General features: G+C 72.6%; 16 protein-coding genes. 11 read left to right on the top strand and 5 right to left on the bottom strand.

The genetic code is table 11. The features are described from left to right. Positions 1-55 precede the first annotated feature (55 nt). Complete coding sequence (locus FHS22_RS14360) at positions 56-808, top strand: hypothetical protein (protein WP_184941902.1); 753 nt, start codon at positions 56-58, stop codon at positions 806-808. A gap of 69 nt (positions 809-877) precedes the next feature. On the opposite strand, the gene FHS22_RS14355 is transcribed toward FHS22_RS14360, so the two are convergent. After that, positions 878-1363, bottom strand: coding sequence for a hypothetical protein (locus FHS22_RS14355; RefSeq protein ID WP_260407935.1), 486 nt, complete (start codon positions 1361-1363; stop codon positions 878-880). Between the two features lie 98 nt (positions 1364-1461). Between FHS22_RS14355 and FHS22_RS14350 the strand changes: the two genes are divergently transcribed. From FHS22_RS14350 to FHS22_RS14320, 7 genes are all read left to right on the top strand, one after another. Next, a complete protein-coding gene (locus FHS22_RS14350; protein ID WP_184941900.1) occupies positions 1462-2424 on the top strand; it encodes a GlxA family transcriptional regulator in 963 nt (320 codons plus the stop codon). A gap of 153 nt (positions 2425-2577) precedes the next feature. Continuing rightward, positions 2578-2964: a hypothetical protein gene (locus FHS22_RS14345; RefSeq protein ID WP_184941898.1), complete on the top strand. Its 387-nt coding sequence runs from the start codon at positions 2578-2580 to the stop codon at positions 2962-2964. Next, positions 2961-4433: a multicopper oxidase family protein gene (locus FHS22_RS14340; RefSeq protein WP_184941896.1), complete on the top strand. Its 1473-nt coding sequence runs from the start codon at positions 2961-2963 to the stop codon at positions 4431-4433. The genes FHS22_RS14345 and FHS22_RS14340 overlap by 4 nt, the downstream gene beginning before the upstream one ends. A gap of 537 nt (positions 4434-4970) precedes the next feature. Further along, positions 4971-6290 carry a sugar ABC transporter substrate-binding protein gene (locus FHS22_RS14335; protein WP_184941894.1) on the top strand — a complete coding sequence of 440 codons (1320 nt, stop codon included), beginning with the start codon at positions 4971-4973 and terminating at the stop codon, positions 6288-6290. Between the two features lie 173 nt (positions 6291-6463). Continuing rightward, entirely contained in the window at positions 6464-7477 is a 1014-nt protein-coding gene (locus FHS22_RS14330; RefSeq protein ID WP_338047748.1) for a carbohydrate ABC transporter permease, read from the top strand. Continuing rightward, positions 7470-8309 (top strand): carbohydrate ABC transporter permease, encoded by an 840-nt coding sequence (locus tag FHS22_RS14325; protein WP_184941891.1) that lies wholly within the window; start codon positions 7470-7472, stop codon positions 8307-8309. Before FHS22_RS14330 ends, FHS22_RS14325 begins: the two co-directional genes overlap by 8 nt. A gap of 17 nt (positions 8310-8326) precedes the next feature. Then, positions 8327-9670, top strand: a complete 1344-nt coding sequence (locus tag FHS22_RS14320; RefSeq protein WP_184941889.1) for a GH1 family beta-glucosidase — start codon at positions 8327-8329, stop codon at positions 9668-9670. Positions 9671-9809: 139 nt separating this feature from the next. Here the strand turns inward: FHS22_RS14320 and FHS22_RS14315 are convergent, their stop codons facing one another. The 4 genes from FHS22_RS14315 to FHS22_RS14300 all read right to left on the bottom strand — a co-directional run bounded on the left by FHS22_RS14315 (position 9810) and on the right by FHS22_RS14300 (position 15843). Beyond that, the gene (locus FHS22_RS14315) at positions 9810-10811 is read right to left on the bottom strand and encodes a LacI family DNA-binding transcriptional regulator (protein WP_338047747.1); all 1002 of its coding nucleotides are present in this window, start codon (positions 10809-10811) and stop codon (positions 9810-9812) included. Positions 10812-10996: 185 nt separating this feature from the next. Further along, on the bottom strand, positions 10997-13570 hold the full coding sequence (locus FHS22_RS14310; protein ID WP_184941886.1) for a glycoside hydrolase family 3 C-terminal domain-containing protein: 2574 nt from the start codon (positions 13568-13570) through the stop codon (positions 10997-10999). A 66-nt stretch (positions 13571-13636) separates the two neighbouring features. Then, positions 13637-14266, bottom strand: a complete 630-nt coding sequence (locus tag FHS22_RS14305; protein ID WP_184941884.1) for a DUF305 domain-containing protein — start codon at positions 14264-14266, stop codon at positions 13637-13639. A 227-nt stretch (positions 14267-14493) separates the two neighbouring features. Continuing rightward, entirely contained in the window at positions 14494-15843 is a 1350-nt protein-coding gene (locus FHS22_RS14300; RefSeq protein WP_184941882.1) for a DUF1996 domain-containing protein, read from the bottom strand. A gap of 378 nt (positions 15844-16221) precedes the next feature. Here FHS22_RS14300 and FHS22_RS14295 point away from each other — a divergent pair, with 378 nt between their 5' ends. The 3 genes from FHS22_RS14295 to FHS22_RS14285 all read left to right on the top strand — a co-directional run bounded on the left by FHS22_RS14295 (position 16222) and on the right by FHS22_RS14285 (position 22213). Next, entirely contained in the window at positions 16222-19215 is a 2994-nt protein-coding gene (locus tag FHS22_RS14295; protein WP_184941880.1) for a discoidin domain-containing protein, read from the top strand. A gap of 91 nt (positions 19216-19306) precedes the next feature. Next, a complete protein-coding gene (locus FHS22_RS14290; RefSeq protein ID WP_184941879.1) occupies positions 19307-21856 on the top strand; it encodes a discoidin domain-containing protein in 2550 nt (849 codons plus the stop codon). Between the two features lie 219 nt (positions 21857-22075). Then, entirely contained in the window at positions 22076-22213 is a 138-nt protein-coding gene (locus FHS22_RS14285) for a putative ATP-grasp target RiPP (protein WP_184941877.1), read from the top strand. The last annotated feature ends 61 nt before the right edge of the window (positions 22214-22274 follow it).

Genomic DNA, 22274 nt, shown 5'->3' with positions numbered 1-22274 from the left:
CGCACGCTCCGGAGCGTCTCACAGGTGTACGAAATCACGATCCGGGAGACTCCCCATGCCTCGCCCGCTCACCGCCGCGGCCCTGACCGCCGCACTCGCCCTCTGCGCCGCCGGTCCGGCCGCCGCCCCCGCCGCGGCCTCCTCCGGCCCGTCGGTGCTGTACGGCTTCGCCTGGGCCGACGGGACCGGCGCCCTGCGCATCACGCCGGCCAAGGCGACCCCCGTCAAGCGGCACGGTGTCCTGCGCTACACGCTCAAGCCCCTTCCGGGCGCCGGGGAGCGGCGAATCGACTACTCCGGGGCCGAGTTCCGCAGGATCACCGCCGAGTGCGACCTGAAGGAGACCGAGGGCGTCGTCAAGCTCGACAAGAAGGGGCTGGGCAGGACCCGCTGCCAGGCGGCCGACCTGACCGCCGCGCTCGGGCACGGCCCCGTGCCGGTCAGGATCTCGATCCTCGGAGAGGAGAAGCGGATCCACGAGTTCCTCGCGAACCCGACCGCCTCGAAGAAGGCCTACGGCACGGTCAAGCGGGTCAACGGCACGACGGTCGTCTTCACGAAGGGGAAGACCTCGGTCAAGCTGGGCTACACCCTGCTGGACTTCAGGCGCGTGACGGGGAAGTGCGGCGACTCCTGGCTGGCCGACCACGTTAACGCCGCCCGGAACGGCCTCGGCACCAAGGCGTGCGGCACCTCCTCCTTCACCAGGGCGCTGAAGGGCGCCGAGTACCCCGTCCTGGCCAGGGTGGAGTACGACCCGGTGAGGGGCCAGCTGCTCCAGGTCTGGGAGGTCTTCGGAGACGCCTGACGCGCTCCCCGGCCGGTCCCGCCGCACGGACGGGCCGCCGCCGGGTGAGAGGAGCCCGGAGCCGCGGTGTCAGCCCGCGCACCCGGCGTACTCGTCGACGCGCCGGAGCATGGCGGCCAGCATGAGCGGGAACATCGCGACGTGCGCGACGAGCATCAGGTCTCCGCCGTCGATGACGCCCAGCCACAGCAGCGGGAAGAGCACGACGGGGACGAACATGGCGGCGCACATCTCCAGCGTGCTCGCCCAGCCGTGGCCGCGGTAGCGCATCCAGGCGGCCATGCCGACGGACATGTTGAACGCCATCAGCAGATAGGACGGCTCGGGCCGGCGGTCGTGGGAGAAGCCGATGCCGACGGCGTCCAGGAGCATGCCGAGGACGAACATCCCGGCGAACATGGCGATGACCATCTCGACGTAGTGCCGGGCGAACCGGCCCCAGCGGCGCCGGGGCGTGGACGCGGCCGGCGGGGCGGCGGTCCGCCCGGCCTCCCGGACCTGCCCGGCCTTCTGGGCGCCCGGTTCCTTCTGGCCTGTGCCTGTCGTCTGTGTCATGGCTCAACCCTGCTCGGCGCGCCGCAGGCGCGCCGAGCAGGGAGGGCGTAGAGGTCCGAAATCTTGGGTTCCCTGTCTTTCCGACGTAGGGTCGCCGTATGAAGGAACGCCGTGTCGCCGTCGTCGGGTACGAGGCGGCCGAGTTGCTCGACATCGCCTGCGTGACCACCAGCCTCGGGAGCGCGAACTGGTACGGCGCCAGCCCGCCGTACCACACGCGCCTGCTCACCCCCGGGGGCCGGCCCGTCACCTGCGGCACGGGGCTGACGCTCCAGGCCCAGGAGGCCCTCGAACGGGTCACCGGACCGCTCGACACCCTCATCGTCTCCGGTGGGATCGGGCACGAGGAGGCCGCCGCGAACCGGGTGATCGTCGCCCACGTCCGCCGCCTGGCGAGGGAGAGCCGCCGCATCGCCTCGGTGTGCACGGGCGCCACCGTCCTGGCCGCCGCGGGCCTGCTGGACGGCCGGCGCGCCACCACCCACTGGCAGTGGGCCGGGCGGCTCGCCTCCCGCCACCCCGAGGTCATCGTCGACCCCGGCCCGATCTTCATCAGGGAGGGGAACATCTCCACGGCGGCGGGCGTCACCAGCGCCCTGGACCTCACCCTCGCCTTCATCGAGGAGGACAACGGCTCCGAACTGGCCCGGAACGTGGCGCGAAACCTCGTGACCTACCTCCAGCGCCCGGGCAACCAGGCGCAGATGAGCATGTTCACCGCTCCTCCGCCGCCCGAGAACACCCTCGTCAAACGGGTCGTCGAGCACATCGCGAGCAACCTCGGCGGCGACCTGGCCACGGCGGCGCTGGCGGCCGGCGCCGGGGTGAGCGAACGGCACCTGACCCGCCTGTTCCTCAAGCACCTCGGGCAGACGCCGGGCAGGTTCGTGCGGCAGGCCCGCACCGAGGCCGCCGCGCAGCTGCTGGTCTCCAGTTCCCTGCCCATGGCCGCGGTGGCGGCCCGCTGCGGGTTCGGCACGGCCGAGACCCTGCGCCAGGCGTTCGTCGACCGGTACGGCATCCCGCCCTCCCGCTACCGGCTGGCGCAGGCCTCCGCGTAGCGGAGCTGCCTCTCCGGAGGACCGCGCGGGCGGCCGCGTCTGCGCCCTGCGGAGTAGCCGAGGAGTCTCCTCACGGACGACGACCACGGGCGGCCGGAGGGGCGACGATGCCGGTCTGAGCCCGTCTGCGTGACTCCCCGAGGAGACCACCCCATGCCCACGCCGCGTTTCTTCCCGTTCCTCCGCGCCGCGATCGCCCTGCAGGCGGCCATGATCCTGATCCAGGCGGTCACCGCCGGGCTGCTGCTCTCCTCACCCGGCGGGCGGACGGTGCACGGGATCTCGGCGGTCGCCGTACTCGCAGCCGGGTTGCTGCACCTGGCCGCCGCGATCCTGGTGTGGCGGCCGGGCGGCGGTCCGGCGCGCACCGTCGCCCCCGCCGCCGGACTGCTGATCGGCACGCTGGCCGAGATGGCGTTCGGCGTCATGCACCTGAAGACGCTGCACGTGCCGGTCGGCGTGCTGATGTTCGGGGGGAGCGTCATGCTGCTCGCGCGGGTCATGCCGCGCCGCCGCGCCGAGACGGCCGTCGCGGCATGACGATGACCAGACGGCAGGCGCTGCGCCTGCTCGGCCTGGGGGCGGCGGCCGCCGCCGTGTCCGGAGCCTCCGGCTGCTCCCTGCTCACCGGGACCCCGCAGCCCAGGCTGCTGCCGAGCACCGCGCCGCTGCCCGCGCCGTTCACCGTGCCGCTCCCGCTGCCCGAGGTCGCCAGGCCGTACCGGACCGACGGCACGGCCGACCACTACGAGCTGGTCCAGCGCGCGGCCGAGGTGGAGATCCTGCCCGGCCTGCGCACCCCGGTCTGGGGGTACGGCGGGAGCTTCCCCGGTCCGACGATCGAGGCGCGGAGCGGGCGCGAGACCGTCGTGCGGGTCTCCAACGGGCTCGGCGTGCCGACGGTGACGCACCTGCACGGGGGCAGGACCCCGCCGGAGTCCGACGGCTACCCGACCGACCTGGTGCGGCCGGGCGCGCGGAAGGACTACACGTTCCCGCTCGACCAGCGGGCGGCCACGCTCTGGTACCACGACCACCGCATGGACTACACCGGGCAGCAGGTGTGGCGCGGGCTGGCGGGCTTCTTCCTGGTGCGCGACGACGAGGAGGACGCGCTCCCGCTGCCGGAGGGCGAGCGCGACGTCCCGCTGATGGTCTGCGACCGGTCGTTCGCCGAGGACGGCTCGATGCCCTACCCCGGGCTCGCGGACCGGCCCGGTGTGCGCGAGGCGTACATGGGCGGGGTGCTGGGCGACGTCATCCTGGTCAACGGCGCGCCCTGGCCCGAACTGCGCGTGGAGCGGGCCCGCTACCGCTTCCGGCTGCTCAACGGCTCCAACGCCCGGCCGTACGAGTTCGCGCTCGCGCCGGGCGGGACGATCGTGCAGATCGGCGGCGACGGCGGCCTGCTCGCGGCGCCGCGGAGGCTGCGGCGGGTACGGCTCGCGCCGGGGGAGCGGGCGGACGTGGTCGTGGACTTCTCGGCCTACCGGGCCGGAGACCTGGTGGAGCTGCGCAACCTCGCCGGGGAGGGCCCGCAGGGCAGGGTGATGCGCTTCGCCGTCGGCGGGGACGCGCGCGACGACTCGGCGATCCCGGAGACGCTCTCGCGGATCGAGCGGCTGGACCCGGCGAAGGCCGCGGTGACGAGGGACTTCGCGTTCACCGGCGGGAGCCTGCACGGCGGCACGGGATGGCTGGTCAACGACCGCCCCTTCGACACCCGCCGCGTCGAGGCCCGCCCCCGCCTGGGCGACACCGAGATCTGGCGTCTGACCAGCGACGTCGCCCACCCCGTGCACCTGCACCTGGCGCACTTCCAGGTGCTGTCCGTCAACGGCGAGCGCCCGGCGGGACCGCCGGAGTGGAAGGACACGGTGGAGCTGCGCGAGGTGCAGACCGTCGAGATCATCACGAGGTTCACCGGCTACCGCGGCCGGTACGTCATGCACTGCCACAACCTCGAACACGAGGACATGGCCATGATGGCCAACTTCGAGGTCGTGTAACCCGGCCCCCGGCCCCTCCCGCGGTGCCTTCCGGCACAGCGGAGAACGCTCTTCAACGGATCCCGTGCGTGCGGGCCTCGTTGGAGAGCGTTCTCCGGTTCACCCCCCCGAGTCCGGCGAGAGAGCCGTGGCGGCGGTGCCCGGATGCGGTAGGGCCCCCATCCGCAGGGGTTTCTCCGGTCGCGCGTGAGTCCGTCAGGCGGGGGCGCTCTCGGCGGCGCGCGGACGGTGAGCGCTCTCCAAAAGCCGACATCCCTCTGAACAGCGATTATGTAAGCCGAAGCCAATCCCCGGCGGTTATAACGGTGATCGTTACCCGGGGATTGTTGACAGGAAACCGGTCTGTGACCGACTCTCTTTGGAGAGCGCTCTCCAAAACGTCGGACGGCAGACCCGGGAGGACTTCATGGGCAACCCCCGCTCCCCGGGTCCCCGCCCTGATGCCCCCGCGGTCGCGGACGTCCCCGGCGGTGACAACGCCGGCGGCGCCGGCGGCACGACCGCCGACACCCCCTTACCTACCCCCTAGGAACCACCATGCGTATGCGCAGTCTCGTCAAGGCAGGGGCGCTCCTGCTCGCCGTCTCCACCTCCCTCGCCGCCTGCGGCGGCGACGACGGAGGAGTCAAGGAGGAGGCCGCCGCGCCCAAGACGCTCACGTACTGGGCCTCCAACCAGGGCCCCAGCCTGGAGGCCGACGCGGAGGTGCTCAAGCCCGAGCTCGCCCGGTTCGAGAAGGAGACCGGCATCAAGGTGAACGTCGAGGTGGTGCCCTGGTCCGACCTGCTCAACCGGATCCTCGCCGCCACGACCTCGGGCAAGGGCCCGGACGTGGTCAACATCGGCAACACCTGGTCGGCCTCGCTGCAGGCCACCGGCGCCTTCGTGCCCTTCGACGACCAGCTGCTGGCCAAGGTCGGCGGCAAGGAGCGCTTCCTCGGCCCGAGCCTCGCCGCGACCGGGGCGCAGGGGCAGCCGCCCACCGCGGTCCCGATCTACGGCATGACCTACGGCCTGATCTACAACAAGAAGATGTTCGCCGAGGCGGGCATCGAGGCCCCGCCGAAGACCTGGGACGAGCTCATCGCCACCGGCAAGAAGCTCACCAAGGACGGCAAGTGGGGCCTGGCCGTGGAGGGCGCCAGCGTCAGCGAGAACGCCCACCACGCGTTCATCTTCGGCCAGCAGCACGGTTCCGAGCTGTTCGACTCCTCCGGCAAGCCGCAGTTCGACTCCGACAAGCAGGTCGCCGCGACCAAGCAGTTCCTCGACCTGATGGCGGTCCACAAGATCGTCAACCCGAGCAACGCGGAGTACGCCAACGGCACCCAGGCGGTCCAGGACTTCACCTCCGGCAAGGCCGGGATGCTGCTGTGGCAGTCCATCGCCTCCTCGGCGAAGGCGGCCGGCATGAGCGATGAGGACTACGGCGTCGCCCCCATCCCGCTCCCGGACCCGAGCCAGGGCGGCAAGCAGGTCAACGGCATGGTGGCCGGCATCAACCTGGCGATCTTCAAGCACTCCGAGAGCCAGGACGCCGCCGCCGACTTCGTCACGTTCATGACGAGCAAGCAGACGCAGCAGAACCTCAACAAGGCGTACGGCTCGCTGCCCACCGTCACCGACGCCTACGACGACCCGGCGTTCCAGAGCGAGCACATCAAGGCCTTCCAGCAGATCCTCGCCACCACCGCGGCGCCCCTTCCCCAGGTGCCCGAGGAGAGCCAGTTCGAGACGCTGGTCGGCACCGCGATGAACCAGCTCTTCGCGGACGTGGCCAGCGGCAAGCCGGTCACCGAGGAGCACATCAAGGCGAAGCTGACCGAGGCGAACGAGAAGATGCAGGCGGGCAGCTGACCCGCCCGGCCGCGGGGCCGGGCGGTGTGCCCCGCCCGGCCCCGCGCCGGACCTCCCCCTCCGGCCGTCCCGGCCGTTGCGCACGCGGAGCCGCTCCCGGCGCGGACCCATGACAGCGAAGCGATTTCCCCCGCCGGCGAACCGGCAGTCCCCTCGATAGGAGAACGATGGTCGTGTCCACCACGCCCCGCCCCGGCGCGCGGCGCGGGGCCCGGTCGCCGGGCGGCGGCCCGCCGCGGCCGGGGAGGAGGGGCCTGGCCCGGGTCACCGCACTGATCCCGGTACGGCTGCGCCGCCTCGGCCTGCCGTACCTGCTGATCCTCCCGGCGATCCTGTTGGAGCTCCTCATCCACCTGGTGCCGATGCTGGTCGGCATCGCGATGAGCTTCCTGAAGCTCACCCAGTTCTTCATCCGCAACTGGAGCGCGGCCCCCGGCGCGGGCCTGGCCAACTACGAGATCGCGGTGGACTTCGACTCCGCGGTGGGCCGCGGACTGCTCCACTCCTTCACGGTGACCGTCGTCTTCACCCTGCTGGCGATCGGCCTGTCCTGGCTGCTGGGGACCACCGGAGCCGTGCTGATGCAGGGCAGCTTCCGCGGGCGCGGGCTGCTGCGCACCCTGTTCCTGGTCCCCTACGCGCTGCCCGCCTACGCCGCGGTGATCACCTGGAGCTTCATGTTCCAGCGGGACTCGGGCATGGTCAACCACGTCCTGGTCGACCAGCTCGGCCTGGCGGACGACCGCCCGTTCTGGCTCATCGGCGGCAACAGCTTCGTCGCCCTGCTGGTGACCTACGTCTGGCGGACCTGGCCGTTCGCCTTCCTGATGCTCATGGCCGCGCTGCAGAACATCCCGTCGGACCTCTACGAGGCCTCCGCGATCGACGGGGCCGGCTGGTGGAAGCAGCTGCGCTCGATCACGCTGCCCATGCTGCGCCCGGTCAACCAGGTCCTCGTGCTGGTGCTGTTCCTGTGGACCTTCAACGACTTCAACACGCCCTACGTGCTGTTCGGCAAGTCGGCTCCGGAAGAGGCGGACCTGATCTCCATCCACATCTACCAGAGCTCCTTCGTCACCTGGAACTTCGGCTCGGGCTCGGCGATGTCGGTGCTCCTGCTGCTGTTCCTGCTGCTGGTGACCGCGGTGTACCTGATGGCGACCTCCCGCAGGAGGAGCCATGCGTGAGCCCCGCTGGCTGCCCTGGGCCCGCTGGATCGGCCTCGGCTCTCTCGGCCTGTTCACGCTCGTCCCGCTCTACGTGATGGCGACCTCCGCCGTCAAACCGCTCGGGGACGTGCAGGGCGACTTCTCCTGGATCCCCACCACGGTCACCCTGCAGCCGTTCTTCGACATGTGGCGGACCGTGCCGCTGGCCCACTACTTCGTCAACAGCCTGATCGTGGCGTCCGTCGCCTCCGTGGCGTCGGTGGCGGTGGCGATCTTCGCCGCGTACGCGATCAGCCGGTACCGCTTCCCCGGCCGGAAGGTCTTCTCCATCACGGTGCTGTCCACCCAGATGTTCCCCGGGATCCTGTTCCTGCTCCCGCTGTTCATGATCTTCGCGAACCTGGGCGACCTCATCGGCCTGGAGCTGTCCGCCAGCCGTACCGGGCTGATCATCACCTACCTGACCTTCTCCCTGCCGTTCGCCATCTGGATGCTGGTCGGCTATCTCGACTCCATCCCCACGGCGCTGGACGAGGCCGCCCAGGTCGACGGGAGCGGGCCGCTCGGAGCGCTGCTCCGGGTGGTCATCCCCGCCGCGATGCCCGGCATCGTGGCGGTCACCATCTACGCCTTCATGACGTCGTGGGGCGAGGTGCTCTTCGCGTCGGTGATGACCGACGAGAGCACCCGCACCCTGGCCGTCGGGCTGCAGGGCTACGCCACGCAGAACGACGTCTACTGGAACCAGGTGATGGCCGCCTCGCTGGTGGTCAGCGTCCCCGTGGTCACCGGTTTCCTGCTGCTGCAGCGCTATCTCGTACAAGGACTGACCGCGGGCGCGGTCAAGTGAGCAAGGAGACTCCATTCATGCGCGACTTCGGCCCGGACTTCACCTGGGGCGTGGCCACCTCGGCCTACCAGATCGAGGGCGCGGCTCTGGATGACGGCCGGCTGCCGTCGATCTGGGACACCTTCAGCCGGGTGCCGGGCGCCATCGACAACGGCGACACCGGTGACGTGGCCTGCGACCACTACCACCGGTGGCGCGAGGACGTGGACCTCATGAGCGGCCTCGGCGTGGACGCCTACCGGTTCTCCATCGCCTGGCCCCGGATCTTCCCCACCGGCTCGGGCCCGGTCAACCCCAAGGGCCTGGCCTTCTACGACCGCCTGGTGGACCGGCTGCTGGAGGTGGGCGTCCGCCCGTTCGTCACCCTCTACCACTGGGACCTGCCCCAGGCGCTGCAGGACCTCGGCGGCTGGCCGGAGCGCGACACCGCGCTGCGCTTCGCCGAGTACGCCGCCACGGTCGCGGAAGCGCTCGGCGACCGGGTCGCCGACTGGACCACCCTCAACGAGCCGCTCTGCTCCTCCTGGCTCGGGCACCTCGACGGCGTGATGGCGCCGGGCGTGAAGGATCTGACGGCGGCCGTGCGGACCTCCTACCACCTGCACCTGGGGCACGGCCTGGCCACCCAGGCGATCCGGGCCGCCGCCCGGCTCGCCCCGTCGATCGGGATCGTCAACAACCTGAGCCCGGTGGAGAGCGCCACCGGCGGCGACGAGGACCTCGCCGCCGCCCGGCGGGCCGACGGCCACATCAACCGCTGGTGGCTCGACCCCGTCTGCGGGCGCGGCTACCCCGAGGACATGATCGAGGTCTACGGCGTCGACCTGCCCGTCCACCCCGGCGACCTGGAGACGATCGCCACGCCACTGGACTACCACGGGGTGAACTACTACTTCCGGCAGGTCATCGCCGCCGACCCGGACGGCCCGGCACCGTACAGCCGCCAGCTGGAGGTCCCCGGCGCGGCCACGACCGCGATGGGCTGGGAGATCCACGCCGACGGGCTCCGGCGGATCCTGCACCGGCTGGCCGACGACTACGGCGTCGAGCGGATCTACGTCACGGAGAACGGCTCCGCCTGGCCGGACCGGGTCGGCCCGGACGGCGCGATCGACGACCGCGAGCGCACCGCCTACCTGGAGGACCACCTGGCGGCCTGCGCCGAGGCGATCCGCGGCGGGGTCCCGCTGAAGGGCTACTTCGCCTGGTCCCTGCTGGACAACTTCGAGTGGGCCTACGGCTACGACAAGCGCTTCGGCCTGGTCCACGTCGACTACGACACGCAGGAGCGCACGGTCAAGGCCAGCGGGCGCAGGTACGCGGAGCTGATCCGCCAGAGCAGGGCGGTGCCGGCCGTCTGACCGCCGCGGGACCGGTGCGGACCGGTCCCCGCCAGGCCCCGCACGGCGGCGGGGCCTCCCCGCGTGCGGGGCCCGGCGGGGCGGGGCGGGCCCCGCCGCGCGCCCGCGGCCGGTGCCCCCGGGTACGGCGGCCGCGGGATCAGGCCGACTCCCGGACCACCAGGATGGGTTCGAAGATCCGCGAGGTCACCGGGAGGTCCGGCTGCTCGATGTGGGCCAGCAGCAGCCGCGCCATCTCGGCCGCCATGTCCTCGATAGGGTGGCGGACGGTGGTGAGCGGCGGGCGGCAGGCCAGGGCCGCGCTGCTGTCGTCGAAGCCCACCACGGCCACGTCGCCGGGCACCCGGCGCCCGTGATGGCCCAGCACGCCCAGGGCGCCCTGGGCCATCACGTCGTTGGCGACGAAGACCCCGTCGATGCCGGGGTGCTCGGCCAGCAGCCGCTCCATCGCGGCCTCGCCGCTGGCGAAGGTGAAGTTGCCCTCGGCGCAGGGGATGTAGGGGTGGCCGTGGACGGCCATCGCCTCCTGGAAGCCCGCCAGGCGGTCCTGGCTGGCGGGCAGGTCGAGCGGGCCGGAGATGGTGGCCAGCCGGCGGCAGCCGCGGGCGACGAGGTGGTCGGCGGCCAGCTTGCCCCCGGTCCGGTGCGCGACGTCGACGTAGCTGATGGGGATCGGCCGGACCGGCCTGGCGAAGAGCACGGCGGGCAGCGAGGCGTCCGCCAGCAGCTTGGGCAGCGTGTCCCCGGCGCTGATGGAGATCAGGATGGCCCCGTCGGCGTTGCCCTGGCGGAGGAAGCTGATGATCTGGTCGCGGCTCTCCAGGGTGTCGGCGAACATCAGGACGGGATGCACGCCCAGCGGGCGCAGGTGGCCGACGACGCCTCCGGCGACGCGCCCGAAGAACGGGTCGGCGAAGATCTGGCCGGGAAACGGGTTCTCCTCACCGCTGCCGGCCCCGGAGGCGATCAGCGCGATCACGCCCGTCCGCCGGGTGACCAGCGAGCGCGCGGCCTGGTTGGGGGCGTAGCCGGTGAGGGCGATCGCCTGCCTGACCCTCTCCTGGATCGCGGGATCGACGTTGCGGATCCCGTTGATCACGCGGGAGACCGTGGCGCGGGAGACTCCCGCCGCCCGAGCCACGTCCTCCAAGGTAGGGGGTCCCGCCGCGTGCGGGAGGCCATCGTTCATGCAGATCTTTATAGCATAGCGGGAGAGCGCTCTCCCACGCGTCGGCCCCGCGCCGCCGGGCCCGGACGCGACCGCGGCGCCGTCCGGGCGGCCCGGTGGCGCGGGGATCCGCGCGGGAAGACCGGCGGGGGCGCCCCTCAGCGCCGCGGCTCCGCGGAGAGGACCGTCACGGCGCTCAGCGGCAGGTCGGCGGCCGAGCGCCCGGCGAGCACCGTGAAGGCCCCCGCCTCGGCGCGCCAGGCGCGGTCCCCGGCCGACCAGTGCAGGAAGGCCCGCGCGGGGACGTCCACCGCCACCTCGACGGCCTCGCCGGGCCCGGCCTCGGCCGGGGCGTAGCCCGCCAGCCAGCGCACGGGGCGGGTGACGCCCGTCTCCGGCCGGGACAGGTAGACCTGGACGGTCTCCCGGCCGGCGCGCCCGCCGGTGTTGCGCAGCCGTACCCGGACCCGGAGCGGGCCGCCGGGGGCGGCCTCGCCGGGGACGGCGATGCCCTCGTAGGACCAGGACGTGTAGCCGAGCCCGTGCCCGAACCAGTACGCGGGCGACTCGGACCGCCGCAGCCAGGCGCGGTGGCCGATCTCCAGCCCCTCGGCGTAGGCGAGCGTCCCGGCCTCGGGAACGGTGGAGACGAGCGCCCGGTCCGCCCAGGTCGTGGGGAGCCGGCCGCCGGGCTCGGCGCGGCCGAACAGCACGTCGGCGAGGCCGTGCCCGTACTCCTGCCCCGGGAACCAGCTCAGGAGCACGGCGGGCGCCTCCTCGCGCCACGGCAGGGCGACGGGGCCGCCCGAGTTGACGACCACGACGGTGGCGGGGCAGGCCCCGGCCACCGCGCGGACGAGCTCGTCCTGGCGGCCGGGCAGGTCCAGGCTCTCGCGGTCGAACCCCTCGCTCTCGACCTCCTCGGTGGTGCCCACCACCACGACGGCCAGGTCGCAGGAGCGCGCGAGCCCGACCGCGGCGGCCAGCTCCGCCTCGTCGCCGCCGCGGGGCGGTCCGGCCGCCAGGACCGAGGCGGTCCCGCTGCCCGGGTCGAGCCGCCGCCGGGAGACGAGCTCCACGTCCCGGCCCGCGGCCGTCGTGAGCCGTGCGTGCCGGTACGGCGGGGACAGGTGCACGGTGGCGGGGTCGTCGGTGTCCCGCTCCACCTCCTCGTCCACCAGGACGCGGCCGTCCGCCTCCAGCACGACGCGGCCCCAGCCGGCCACGGCCAGGTCCCAGGGTCCGCCGGCGTCCGGGGTCAGCAGGGCGCGGATCTCGACGGCGGCGGCGCCGTCGATCCGGGCCGGCTCCAGGATGCGGCCGGTCAGCCGGTGCTCGGCGTGGAGTTCCGCGCCGGAGGCGTCCAGCAGGCGGACCAGGACGCCGGGCTCGCCGGTCCGGGGGTTGCGGGCGTTGCCCGTGTGCAGCGGGGCGGGCCGGTCGGCGAGGTGGACGCCGGGGGAGTGCACCACCTCCGCGATCCCGGAGAGCGCCTCGCGGATGCCGTCGAGGGGGGAGACGGCGGAGGCGGGGTACACGCCCGCGCTGCCGCCGCCCTGGATCCGGGCGGTGGCGGCGTTCGGCCCGAGCACCGCGACCCGGCGCAGGCGCGCGGGCTCCACCGGGAGCAGCGGGCCCTCGTTGCGCAGGAGCACGGTGCTCGCCGCGACGGCCCGGCGGAGCAGGGCGCGGGCCGGACCGCGGTCCTCCCGCCCGGCGAGGCCCGGGGGAGCGGCCAGGTCCGGGGGAGCCGTGAGGCCCGGAGAGGAGGCAGGCTCGTCGGTGGCGGTGGCGGTGGCGGTGGCGGTGGCGGTGGCGGTGGCGGTGGCGGTGGCGGGTTCCGCGGAGAAGGCCGGGACGCCGGGCGGGATGCGGAGGTCCAGCGCGCCGACGCGGGCGGCGAGCAGGAGCAGGCGCCGGACCTTGTCGTCGATCGCCGCCTCCGGCACCTCGCCCGTGCGGACCGCGGCGACCAGCGCCTCCCCCCACGGGCTCCGCGGTCCGGGCATCGCGAGATCCTGCGCGGCGCGGGCGGCGGGAGCGGTGGAGCGCACGCCGCCCCAGTCGGAGACGACCACCCCGTCGAACCCCCACTCCGCCTTGAGCGGGTCGGCGAGCAGCGGGTTCTCCGACATCGTGGTCCCGTTCACCCCGTTGTAGGCCGACATGACGACCCAGACGCCCGCCTCGACCGCGGCCTCGAAGGGGGCCAGGTACAGCTCGCGCAGGGTCCGCTCGTCCACGCGGGCGTCGAGGGTGAGCCGCTCGGTCTCGGAGTCGTTGGCGACGTAGTGCTTGGCGGTGGCGGCCACCCCGCCCGCCTGGACGCCGCGGACGCAGGCGGCGCCGATCCGGCCGGTCAGCAGCGGGTCCTCGGAGTAGCACTCGAAGTGGCGCCCGCCCAGCGGCGAGCGGTGCAGGTTGAGCGTGGGGGCGAGCAGGACGTGCACCCCCTTGCGCCGCGCCTCGGCGGCGAGCAGCCCGCCCAGGCCCTCGACGAGGTCGTCGTCCCAGGTGGCGGCCAGCGCGGTCGCGGAGGGCAGGGTGAGGGAGGTGCTCCGCTCGTCCCACCCCTCCCCGCGCACACCGGCCGGGCCGTCGGAGACGACGACGGCCCGCAGCCCGATCGCCGGCTCGGCGCGGGTGCGCCACACGCTCGCCCCGGTGAGCAGCCGTACCTTCTGCTCCAGGTCCAGCTTCTCCACCAGCCGGTCGAGTTCCTCGATGCTCATACAGTTCCCTTTCTTAAACGGAGAGCGCTCTCCAAGAGCGTACGGCGCCACCGCCCGGCCGGTCCGTCACCGGGGCGGCGGGAGGAGCGCGTCGAGCAGGTCGCGCTGGACGGCGCGGGACCGCTCGACGTCGGCGGCCAGGGCCCTCGTCCCGCCGTCGGCGCCGGCGGCCCGCTCGGATCGGGAGACGGCGGCCGACCGGTCCAGATGTTCGCGCAGGTGACCGGCGAACAGCCGGTCGAAGGACGGGCCGGTGGCCGTCCCGAGCGCCGCCAGCTCGGCGGCGGTCACCATGCCGGGCATGTCGTGCCCCTTGTGCACGTCTGCGGGGGGCAGGCCGGTACGGCCCAGCGCCGCCCTGAGCCGCCCGAGCTCGGCCAGGTGGGAGGTCCGGATCCGCCCGGCCAGCCGCCGGAGCTCCGGGTCGTGCCCGCGCCCGGCGCCGAGTCCGAGCAGGGGCAGCGTGCGTTCGTCCATCGGGATCATCAGTTGGAGCCAGGCGGTGTCGGTGGCGTTGAAGGCGCCGGTGGCGTTGAAAGCGCCGGCGGAACCGGCGGGACCGCCCGCCGCGGGGGCCGGAGGCCCGTGGCGGTGACCGGGCGCGGCCGTCCCGGAGCGCGCGACGCAGCCGGCGACCAGCGCGATCGCCAGGCCGGCGACCAGGAGCAGGACGAGAGCCGCACCGGCACGTCTCATGGGGATCTCCTCACGTCGGGGCGGCACGTTCGCCGGAGGGGCCGCGGGGGCCTCCCCCGGGCCGGGAGGGGGTCGGCGTGTTCCGGGGGAGGCGTGCGCCGGGTCTTCCCGTCCGGGGGAAGGCGCGGCGTGTTCCGGGACCCTGAGGGGGAGGGGAAGGGCACGTGCCCGGCCCGGACCGCCGGATGGGGTCCATGTCACCTGGGGCCCGGGCCGGGCGCGTGCGGTCAGGGAAGCTCGAAGTCCTCCGTGAGGGCGGCGCCGCGGTGCGGCTTGTACAGGTCGTAGCCGCGCGGGTTGCACTGGAGGCCGCCGTTGATGCAGTGCGTCACCAGCGCGTCGAGGACGGCGGGGTCGTCCCACGCGTTGAAGAAGTCGTAGTGCCAGCTGTAGCCGCGGCCGCTGGACAGCCGCGCCTGGGACAGGTCGCCGTCCGCGGGGAAGGCGATCTTGAACTCCAGCATCGGCACCGCGACCGGATGGCCGGCCGGGCAGTAGCCGTCGACCGGGTAGGACATGTGGCTCTTGTGGTCGGGGCTGTCGAGGTTGACGCCGTCCCAGCAGCTCGGCGCCTGGTAGCGGACGTTCACCTGGCTGCCCGGCGGGCACTGCCGCGGGATGTCCCAGCTGCGTGAGACGTCCCCGCACTCGAAGCCCTCGACGGCGCCGGGGGAGTCGCGGAACTGCTCCAGGGTCGCGGACGGGCTGCCCACGACGAAGCGCAGGCCCTGCGGGAAGGGCTGCACCCGCCAGTACTCCAGGATGCCGGACTTGTAGTAGATGACCTGGTCGCCGGTGGGCCGGACGAGCCGGTCGCCCTTGTAGAAGCTCGGGAACCAGTAGGCCGACCTGTCGTGCGGGTTGGTGCAGGAGGTCCCGCCGGAGAGGAGCGACGCCGGCGTGCTGCCCGCGTGGGTCGTCCGGTTGCCGACGAAGGTGTGCATGTGCGAGGCGCCGGGCAGGCCGGGGTAGACGATGGGGTCGTCGGGCCGGTCCGCCGTCCACGAGCAGTTGGCCTGGAACTCGTGGTGCGTCACCTCGTCGGTGAACGTCGGCTTCGGCCTCGGGGTGCCTGCCGCGCCGCCGCTGCCGTAGACCTGGAACTCCCACAGGGAGTAGCCGTAGCCGGTGGCGCGGGCGGTGCCGTGCATCCGCACGTAGCGGCCGGTCCCGGTGACGTCCAGCGTCTGGGTGCCGCCGGTTCCCGTGGTGGTGGAGTAGACGTCGGTCCAGGCGCTGCCGTCGTCGGAGGTCTGGATCGTGAAGGCCCTGGCGTGGGCGGCCTCCCAGGCGAGCACGACCCGGGAGATCCTCGCGGTGGCGCCGAGGTCGACCTGGAGCCACTGCGGGTCGGCGGCGGAGCTGGACCAGCGGGTGCCGCGGTCGCCGTCGAAGGCGGCCCCGGCGCCGTACCCGCCTCCCTCGGTGGAGGAGGCGGTCGCGGACCGGCCCTGCGAGAGCGGGGTCTCCGCCGCGGCGGCGGGGGCGATGGCCGTCAGACCGGTCGCGACCAGCGCGACCAGCGTGGCGGTGAGGAGCCCCAGACGGAATCCGGCGGGACTTCGGGACGAGTGCATGGCCTCTCCTTCTGTGGGGGGCGCCGTGGGGACGGCAGGAGGGAGAGCGCTCTCCTCAAAGCTTGATCTCTCCTGTGACGAGTTGTCAAGATGCGGCCTTCTCCGATTCAGAGCCCGTCGTTCACGCCGTCGGCGGTCCCGTCCGGCGGGCGGGACCGCCGACGGAGGCTGAGAAAAGCTGTCTATATAGGAATGAAAGTAGATATTTGTCGCTAATGTCCGCCTACCAGAGGTTTCTCGCGGGTGAGCTGGGAGTTTCGAATCCGCGAAAAGAAGAGTCTTGACATCACTCGATCCACGGGAGCACTGTCTGTGGCGGAGAGCGCTCTCCCCTCTGCCGTCAGGTACGGCAGGCATCCCCCTTTCCGAGGAGAGATCGTGTATCCAGCTCGCAGCTCGGGCCGGTTCCGGTTGAGCCTGGTCGTCGCCGTGCTGGCGGGACTGGTCGCTTCCGGCCTGGCGTTCATCAGTCCGGCGGCGGCGGCGGCCGACGGCCTGCTCTCGCAGGGCAGGCCGGCGACGTCCTCCTCGTCCGAGGGCGCCGGCTACGCGGCCGCGGCGGCGGTCGACGGCGACCTGACGGGCACCCGCTGGGCCAGCGCGTGGTCCGACCCGCAGTGGCTCCAGATCGACCTGGGAGAGAAGGCGGCGATCTCCCGGGTCGTGCTCGCCTGGGAGGCCGCCCACGCCAGGGCCTTCACGATCCAGACCTCCGACGACGGCAGCGCCTGGACCGACGTCTACTCCACCACCACGGGAACCGGCGGCACCCAGACGCTGGACGTCACCGGGACCGGCCGCTACGTGCGGATGCACGGCACCGCCCGCGCCACCGGCTACGGCTACTCCCTGTGGGAGTTCCAGGTCTACGGCAGTAGGGGCGGCACGGAGGAGCCCGGCGACTGGACCGAGGTGTGGAAGGACGACTTCACCGGCCCCGCCGGCACCTCCCCGGCGGCCGCCGACTGGATCCTGCGCACCGGCACCTCCTACCCCGGCGGCGCCGCGAACTGGGGTACCGGCGAGGTCGAGACCATGAGCGACTCGACCGCCAACGTCTTCCTCGACGGCGACGGCCACCTGAGCATCAAGGCGATCAAGGATGCCGCCGGGGGCTGGACCTCCGGCCGGATCGAGACCAGGCGGACCGACTTCGAGCCGCGCCCGGGCGAGCTGCTCCGGTTCAGCGCCCGGATCAAGCAGCCCGAGGTCGCCGACGCCCTCGGCTACTGGCCCGGCTTCCGGGCGACCGGCGCCGCCTACCGGGGCGACTACACCAACTGGCCGTCCGTCGGCGAGACCGACATCATGACCGGCGTCAACGGCCGCGACCAGCTCGCCAACACCCTGCACTGCGGCACCGCCCCCGACGGGGTGTGCAACGAGTACAACGGCCGCAGCAGCGGCTTCGCCACCTGCGGGGGCTGCCGGACCGGCTACCACGAGTACACGCAGGTCGTCGACCGGACCAAGACCGACGAGGAGATCCGCTTCTACCTCGACGGGAAGCAGACCTGGGTCGTGCGCGAGAGCCAGGTCGGCGTCGCCGCCTGGAAGGCCGCCGTGCACCACGGCTTCTACCTCCGCCTCGACCTGGCCATCGGCGGCTCGCTGCCCGACGCGCTCGCGGGCGTCAGGACGCCGGTGGCCGCCACCACCTCCGGCGGCGTGCTGAGCGTGGACCGGATCTCCGTCTCCCGGCGGACCGGCACGGTCCCCGCCCCGATGACCGACCCCGCCGTCCCCGCTGGGCCGAGCACGGTCAAGGTGACCGGCACCCAGGGCGACTGGCGGCTGACGGTGAACGGCGCGCCGTACGAGATCAAGGGCATGACCTACGGGCCGCCGCAGGCCGCCGCCGACGGCTACATGCGCGACCTGAAGGCGATGGGCGTCAACACGATCCGGACCTGGGGCGTCGACGACACCCACACCCCGGCCCTGCTCGACACCGCCGCCCGGCACGGCATCAAGGTCATCGTCGGGCACTGGCTCAACCAGGGCGCCGACTACGTCAACGACACCGCCTACAAGACCAGCGTGAAGAGCGAGATCGTCGCCCGGGTCGACGCGCTCAAGAACCGCCAGGGCGTGCTCATGTGGGACGTCGGCAACGAGGTCATCCTCACCATGCAGGACCACGGCCTCCCCGCCGACGTGGTCGAGCAGCGGCGGGTGGCGTACGCGAAGTTCGTCAACGAGGTCGCGGAGGCGATCCACGCCGCCGATCCGAACCACCCGGTCACCTCGACCGACGCCTACACCCACGCCTGGACCTACTACAAGGCGCACTCCCCGGCCCTCGACCTGCTCGCCGTCAACTCCTACGGCGCCGTCCACACCGTCAGGAAGGACTGGACCGACGGCGGGTACCGCAAGCCGTACATCGTCACCGAGGCGGGCCCGGACGGCGAGTGGGAGGTGCCGGACGACGTCAACGGCGTCCCCGACGAGCCGACCGACCTGGAGAAGCGGGACATGTACACCGCGAGCTGGAACGCGGTCCACGGCCACAGCGGTGTGGCCCTCGGCGTCACCCAGTTCCACTACGGCCTGGAGAACGACTTCGGCGGAGTCTGGCTGAACACGACCCCCGGCGGCTGGCGCCGGCACGGCTACCACGTGCTCAAGGAGGCCTACACCGGGCGGCGGTCGGCGAACACGCCGCCGGAGATCACCTCGATGACGGTCGGCTCGCAGACCGCGGTCCCGGCGGGCGGGACGTTCACCGTCGAGACGGACGTCTCCGACCCGGACGGCGACCCGGTCCGCTACAACCTGATGGTCAGCGACAAGCACATCACCGGCAACCGCGGCTTCACCGGCGCGAGGTTCACCCAGACCGGTCCCGGGAGGTTCACGGTGACCGCGCCGGAGCGGATGGGCGTGTGGAAGGTGTACGTGTACGCCTTCGACGGCCACGGCAACGTCGGCATCGAGCAGCGCTCGTTCCGCGTGGTCCCGCCGGTCGTCGGAGGCACCAACCTGGCGCTGGGCCGGCCGGCCACCGCCTCCTCCTACCAGCCGACCGGCGACGGCGGCCCGTTCACCCCGGACCGGGCCGTCGACGGCGGCTTCACCACCCGGTGGGCCAGCGAGTGGGCCGACCCGCAGTGGTTCCAGGTCGACCTCGGCGGGACCGTCGCGATCAAGCACGTCCAGCTCGGCTGGGAGGGCGCGTACGCCAGGGCCTACCGGCTCCGGATCTCGGCGAACGGCACGGACTGGACCACCGTGCACTCCACCACCGCCGGCGACGGCGGCTTCGACGGCATCGACCTGGACGCCTCCGCCCGGTACGTCCGGCTCGACCTCACCCAGCGCGGCACGGCCTACGGCTACTCGCTCTACGAGTTCGGCGTCTACGGCTGACCGCGGCTCCCATGCTCCGCGGGCGGGAGGCGCACCCCTCTCCCGCCCGTGGTACCCCCACCCCCCGACAACCGGAAGCGGACGGTAAGACATGAGACTCAGACCCGCCGGGAGCGCACTCGCGGTCCTGGCCGGGCTGCTGGCCGTACCCGTGGTCAGCAGCCCCGCGCACGCCGACGGCCCCCTGCTCTCGCAGGGCAGGACCGCGACGGCCTCGTCCACCGAGAACCACGGCACCCCCGCGAAGGACGCCTTCGACGGCAGCACCGGCACCCGCTGGTCCAGCGCGAGCAGCGACCCGCAGTGGCTCCAGGTCGACCTCGGCTCCGTGCAGGAGCTCGGCAGGGTCGTGCTCACCTGGGAGGCGGCGTACGCCACCGCCTACAAGGTCCAGTCCTCGCAGAACGGCACGACCTGGACCGACCTGAAGACGGTGACCGGCGGCGACGGCGGCGTCGACTCCTGGGAGGTGGCGGGCAGCGGCCGCTACGTCCGCATGCTCGGCACCGCCCGCGCCACCGGCTACGGCTACTCCCTGTGGGAGTTCCAGGTGTACGGCGCCGGCGACGGCGGGACCGGCGGAGAGTGCGGGACCGGCAACGCCGCGCTGGACGGGCCCGCCTCCGCCTCGTCGGTGGAGAACGGCGGCACCCCCGCGAAGAACGCCTTCGACGGGAACACCGGCACCCGCTGGTCCAGCGCGGCGGCGGACCCGCAGTGGCTCCAGGTGGACCTCGGCGCGGTCCAGGAGATCTGCAAGGTCGACCTGAGCTGGGAGGCCGCCTACGGCAGGGACTTCACCATCCAGGCGTCGGCCGACGGCACCGCCTGGACCACCCTGAAGACGGTCACCGGCGCGATCGGCGGCACCGCCTCCTACGAGGTGACCGGCTCCGGCCGCTACCTCCGCGTCCACGGGACGGCCCGCGGCACCGGCTACGGATACTCGTTGTGGGAGGTCGGCGTGCACACCAGGGGCGACGGCGGGGAGGACCTGCCCGGCGGCGGCGACCTCGGCCCGAACGTGAAGGTCTTCGACCCGTCCATGCCGGCCGCCGCGGTCCAGGCCCAGATCACCGAGATCTTCAAGGAGCAGGAGTCGGCCCAGTTCGGCCTCGGCCGGTACGCGCTGATGTTCAAGCCCGGAAGCTACGACGTCAACGTCGACACCGGCTTCTACACCTCCGTCTACGGCCTCGGGCGCAACCCCGGCGACGTCACGGTCAAGGGCGTGAGCGTCGACGCGGGCTGGTTCGGCGGCAACGCCACCCAGAACTTCTGGCGCTCCACCGAGAACCTCTCGGTCGCGCCCTACGACGGCACCAACCGGTGGGCGGTCTCCCAGGCCGCGCCGTTCCGCCGGATGCACATCAAGGGCGCGCTCAACCTGGCGCCGTCCGGGTACGGCTGGGCCTCCGGCGGCTACATCGCCGACAGCAAGATCGACGGCCAGGTCGGGCCGTACTCCCAGCAGCAGTGGTACACCCGCGACAGCACCATCGGCGGCTGGACCAACAGCGTGTGGAACATGACCTTCTCCGGCGTCCAGGGGGCTCCCGCCACCGGCTTCCCCGAGCCGCGCTACACGACGCTGGACACCACCCCGGTCAGCCGGGAGAAGCCGTACCTGTACCTGGACGGCGACGCCTACAAGGTGCTCGTACCGGCCAAGCGCACCAACGCGCGCGGCATCAGCTGGGCGAACGGCCCGACCCCGGGCACCTCCGTCCCGCTCACCGACTTCTACGTCGCCAAGCCCGGCGTCACGGCCGCGACCCTGAACCGGGCGCTCGCCCAGGGCCTGCACCTGCTGTTCACGCCGGGCATCTACCACCTCGACAAGACGATCGAGGTGAACCGGGCGGACACCGTCGTCATGGGCCTCGGCCTGGCGACGCTGGTCCCGCAGGGCGGGGTCACCGCGATGAAGGTGGCCGACGTGGACGGCGTGAAGCTGGCCGGCTTCCTGATCGACGCCGGCCCGGTCAACTCGCCGACGCTCCTGGAGATCGGCCGCCAGGGCGCGCACACCGACCACTCCGCCAACCCCGTCACGGTCCAGGACGTGTTCATCCGGGTCGGCGGCCAGTTCGCCGGCAAGGCGACCACCGGCCTGGTGGTGCACAGCGACGACACGATCATCGACCACACCTGGATCTGGCGCGCCGACCACGGCGACGGCGTCGGCTGGACCGTCAACACCTCCGACTACGGCATGCGGGTCTACGGCGACGACGTGCTGGCCACCGGCCTGTTCGTCGAGCACTTCCAGAAGTACAACGTGGAGTGGTTCGGCGAGCGCGGCAAGACGATCTTCTTCCAGAACGAGCTGCCCTACGACCCGCCGAACCAGGCCGCGTTCATGAACGGCTCCGTCAAGGGCTGGGCCGCCTACAAGGTCGCCGACTCGGTGAACGTCCACGAGGGCTGGGGCATGGGCAGCTACTGCGTCTTCACCAGCGACCCGACCATCGAGGTGGACCGCGGCTTCGAGGCCCCGGTGAAGCCCGGCGTGAAGTTCCACAGCCTCCTGGTCGTCTCCCTCGGCGGCAAGGGCCGGTACAACCACGTGATCAACGACACCGGCGACCCGGCGTACGGCGTCGAGACGATCCCCTCCATGGTCGTCTCCTACCCCTGATCCCCGGATCCGGGCCGCCGCGCGGCTCCCTGGGGCCCTGCCGTCGCCGTGACCCAGGTGCATTCCGGGGTTTTCGGTAAGCGAGTGGCAAGTGGGGTTCCAGGGACTTTCAAGGGATCGTCAAGTTGGAGCTCCTAATGTCTTCCTCGTAAGCCGGTCGCCGCGGTACGGCGACACGGGGGAACGACCGCCGCCACGCGGCGGTGGAAGGAGACCGACATGACCAAGATCAACATCGACGACATTCCGTTCGAGGGCGCCGAGCTCACCGACGCCGAGCTGGGCGAGGTCAGCGGTGGCCGCCAGAGCGTGTCCTGGCGCATCGGCGGCCGGCCCGCCGAGTGGGTCATCAGCTAGCAGCGTCGGCCCCGGCCGTCCGAGGAGGCACCTTCCCGCCTCCCCGGACGGCCGGGACGGG

The sequence above is a fragment of the Thiemannella venezuelensis genome (assembly GCF_014203605.1).
Classification (GTDB): Bacteria; Actinomycetota; Actinomycetes; order Streptosporangiales; family Streptosporangiaceae; genus Planomonospora_A; species Planomonospora_A venezuelensis.
Note: the sequence above shows the minus strand (reverse complement) of the source record. Positions and strands in the feature narration are given on the sequence as shown.

What these genes read in the sequence shown, in the direction of transcription:
- FHS22_RS14360 (WP_184941902.1), top strand. Translation starts at nt 56, where the DNA reads ATGCCTCGCCCGCTCACCGCCGCGGCCCTGACCGCCGCACTCGCCCTC.
- FHS22_RS14355 (WP_260407935.1), bottom strand. Translation starts at nt 1,363, where the DNA reads ATGACACAGACGACAGGCACAGGCCAGAAGGAACCGGGCGCCCAGAAG.
- FHS22_RS14350 (WP_184941900.1), top strand. Translation starts at nt 1,462, where the DNA reads ATGAAGGAACGCCGTGTCGCCGTCGTCGGGTACGAGGCGGCCGAGTTG.
- FHS22_RS14345 (WP_184941898.1), top strand. Translation starts at nt 2,578, where the DNA reads ATGCCCACGCCGCGTTTCTTCCCGTTCCTCCGCGCCGCGATCGCCCTG.
- FHS22_RS14340 (WP_184941896.1), top strand. Translation starts at nt 2,961, where the DNA reads ATGACGATGACCAGACGGCAGGCGCTGCGCCTGCTCGGCCTGGGGGCG.
- FHS22_RS14335 (WP_184941894.1), top strand. Translation starts at nt 4,971, where the DNA reads ATGCGTATGCGCAGTCTCGTCAAGGCAGGGGCGCTCCTGCTCGCCGTC.
- FHS22_RS14325 (WP_184941891.1), top strand. Translation starts at nt 7,470, where the DNA reads ATGCGTGAGCCCCGCTGGCTGCCCTGGGCCCGCTGGATCGGCCTCGGC.
- FHS22_RS14320 (WP_184941889.1), top strand. Translation starts at nt 8,327, where the DNA reads ATGCGCGACTTCGGCCCGGACTTCACCTGGGGCGTGGCCACCTCGGCC.
- FHS22_RS14310 (WP_184941886.1), bottom strand. Translation starts at nt 13,570, where the DNA reads ATGAGCATCGAGGAACTCGACCGGCTGGTGGAGAAGCTGGACCTGGAG.
- FHS22_RS14305 (WP_184941884.1), bottom strand. Translation starts at nt 14,266, where the DNA reads ATGAGACGTGCCGGTGCGGCTCTCGTCCTGCTCCTGGTCGCCGGCCTG.
- FHS22_RS14300 (WP_184941882.1), bottom strand. Translation starts at nt 15,843, where the DNA reads ATGCACTCGTCCCGAAGTCCCGCCGGATTCCGTCTGGGGCTCCTCACC.
- FHS22_RS14290 (WP_184941879.1), top strand. Translation starts at nt 19,307, where the DNA reads ATGAGACTCAGACCCGCCGGGAGCGCACTCGCGGTCCTGGCCGGGCTG.
- FHS22_RS14285 (WP_184941877.1), top strand. Translation starts at nt 22,076, where the DNA reads ATGACCAAGATCAACATCGACGACATTCCGTTCGAGGGCGCCGAGCTC.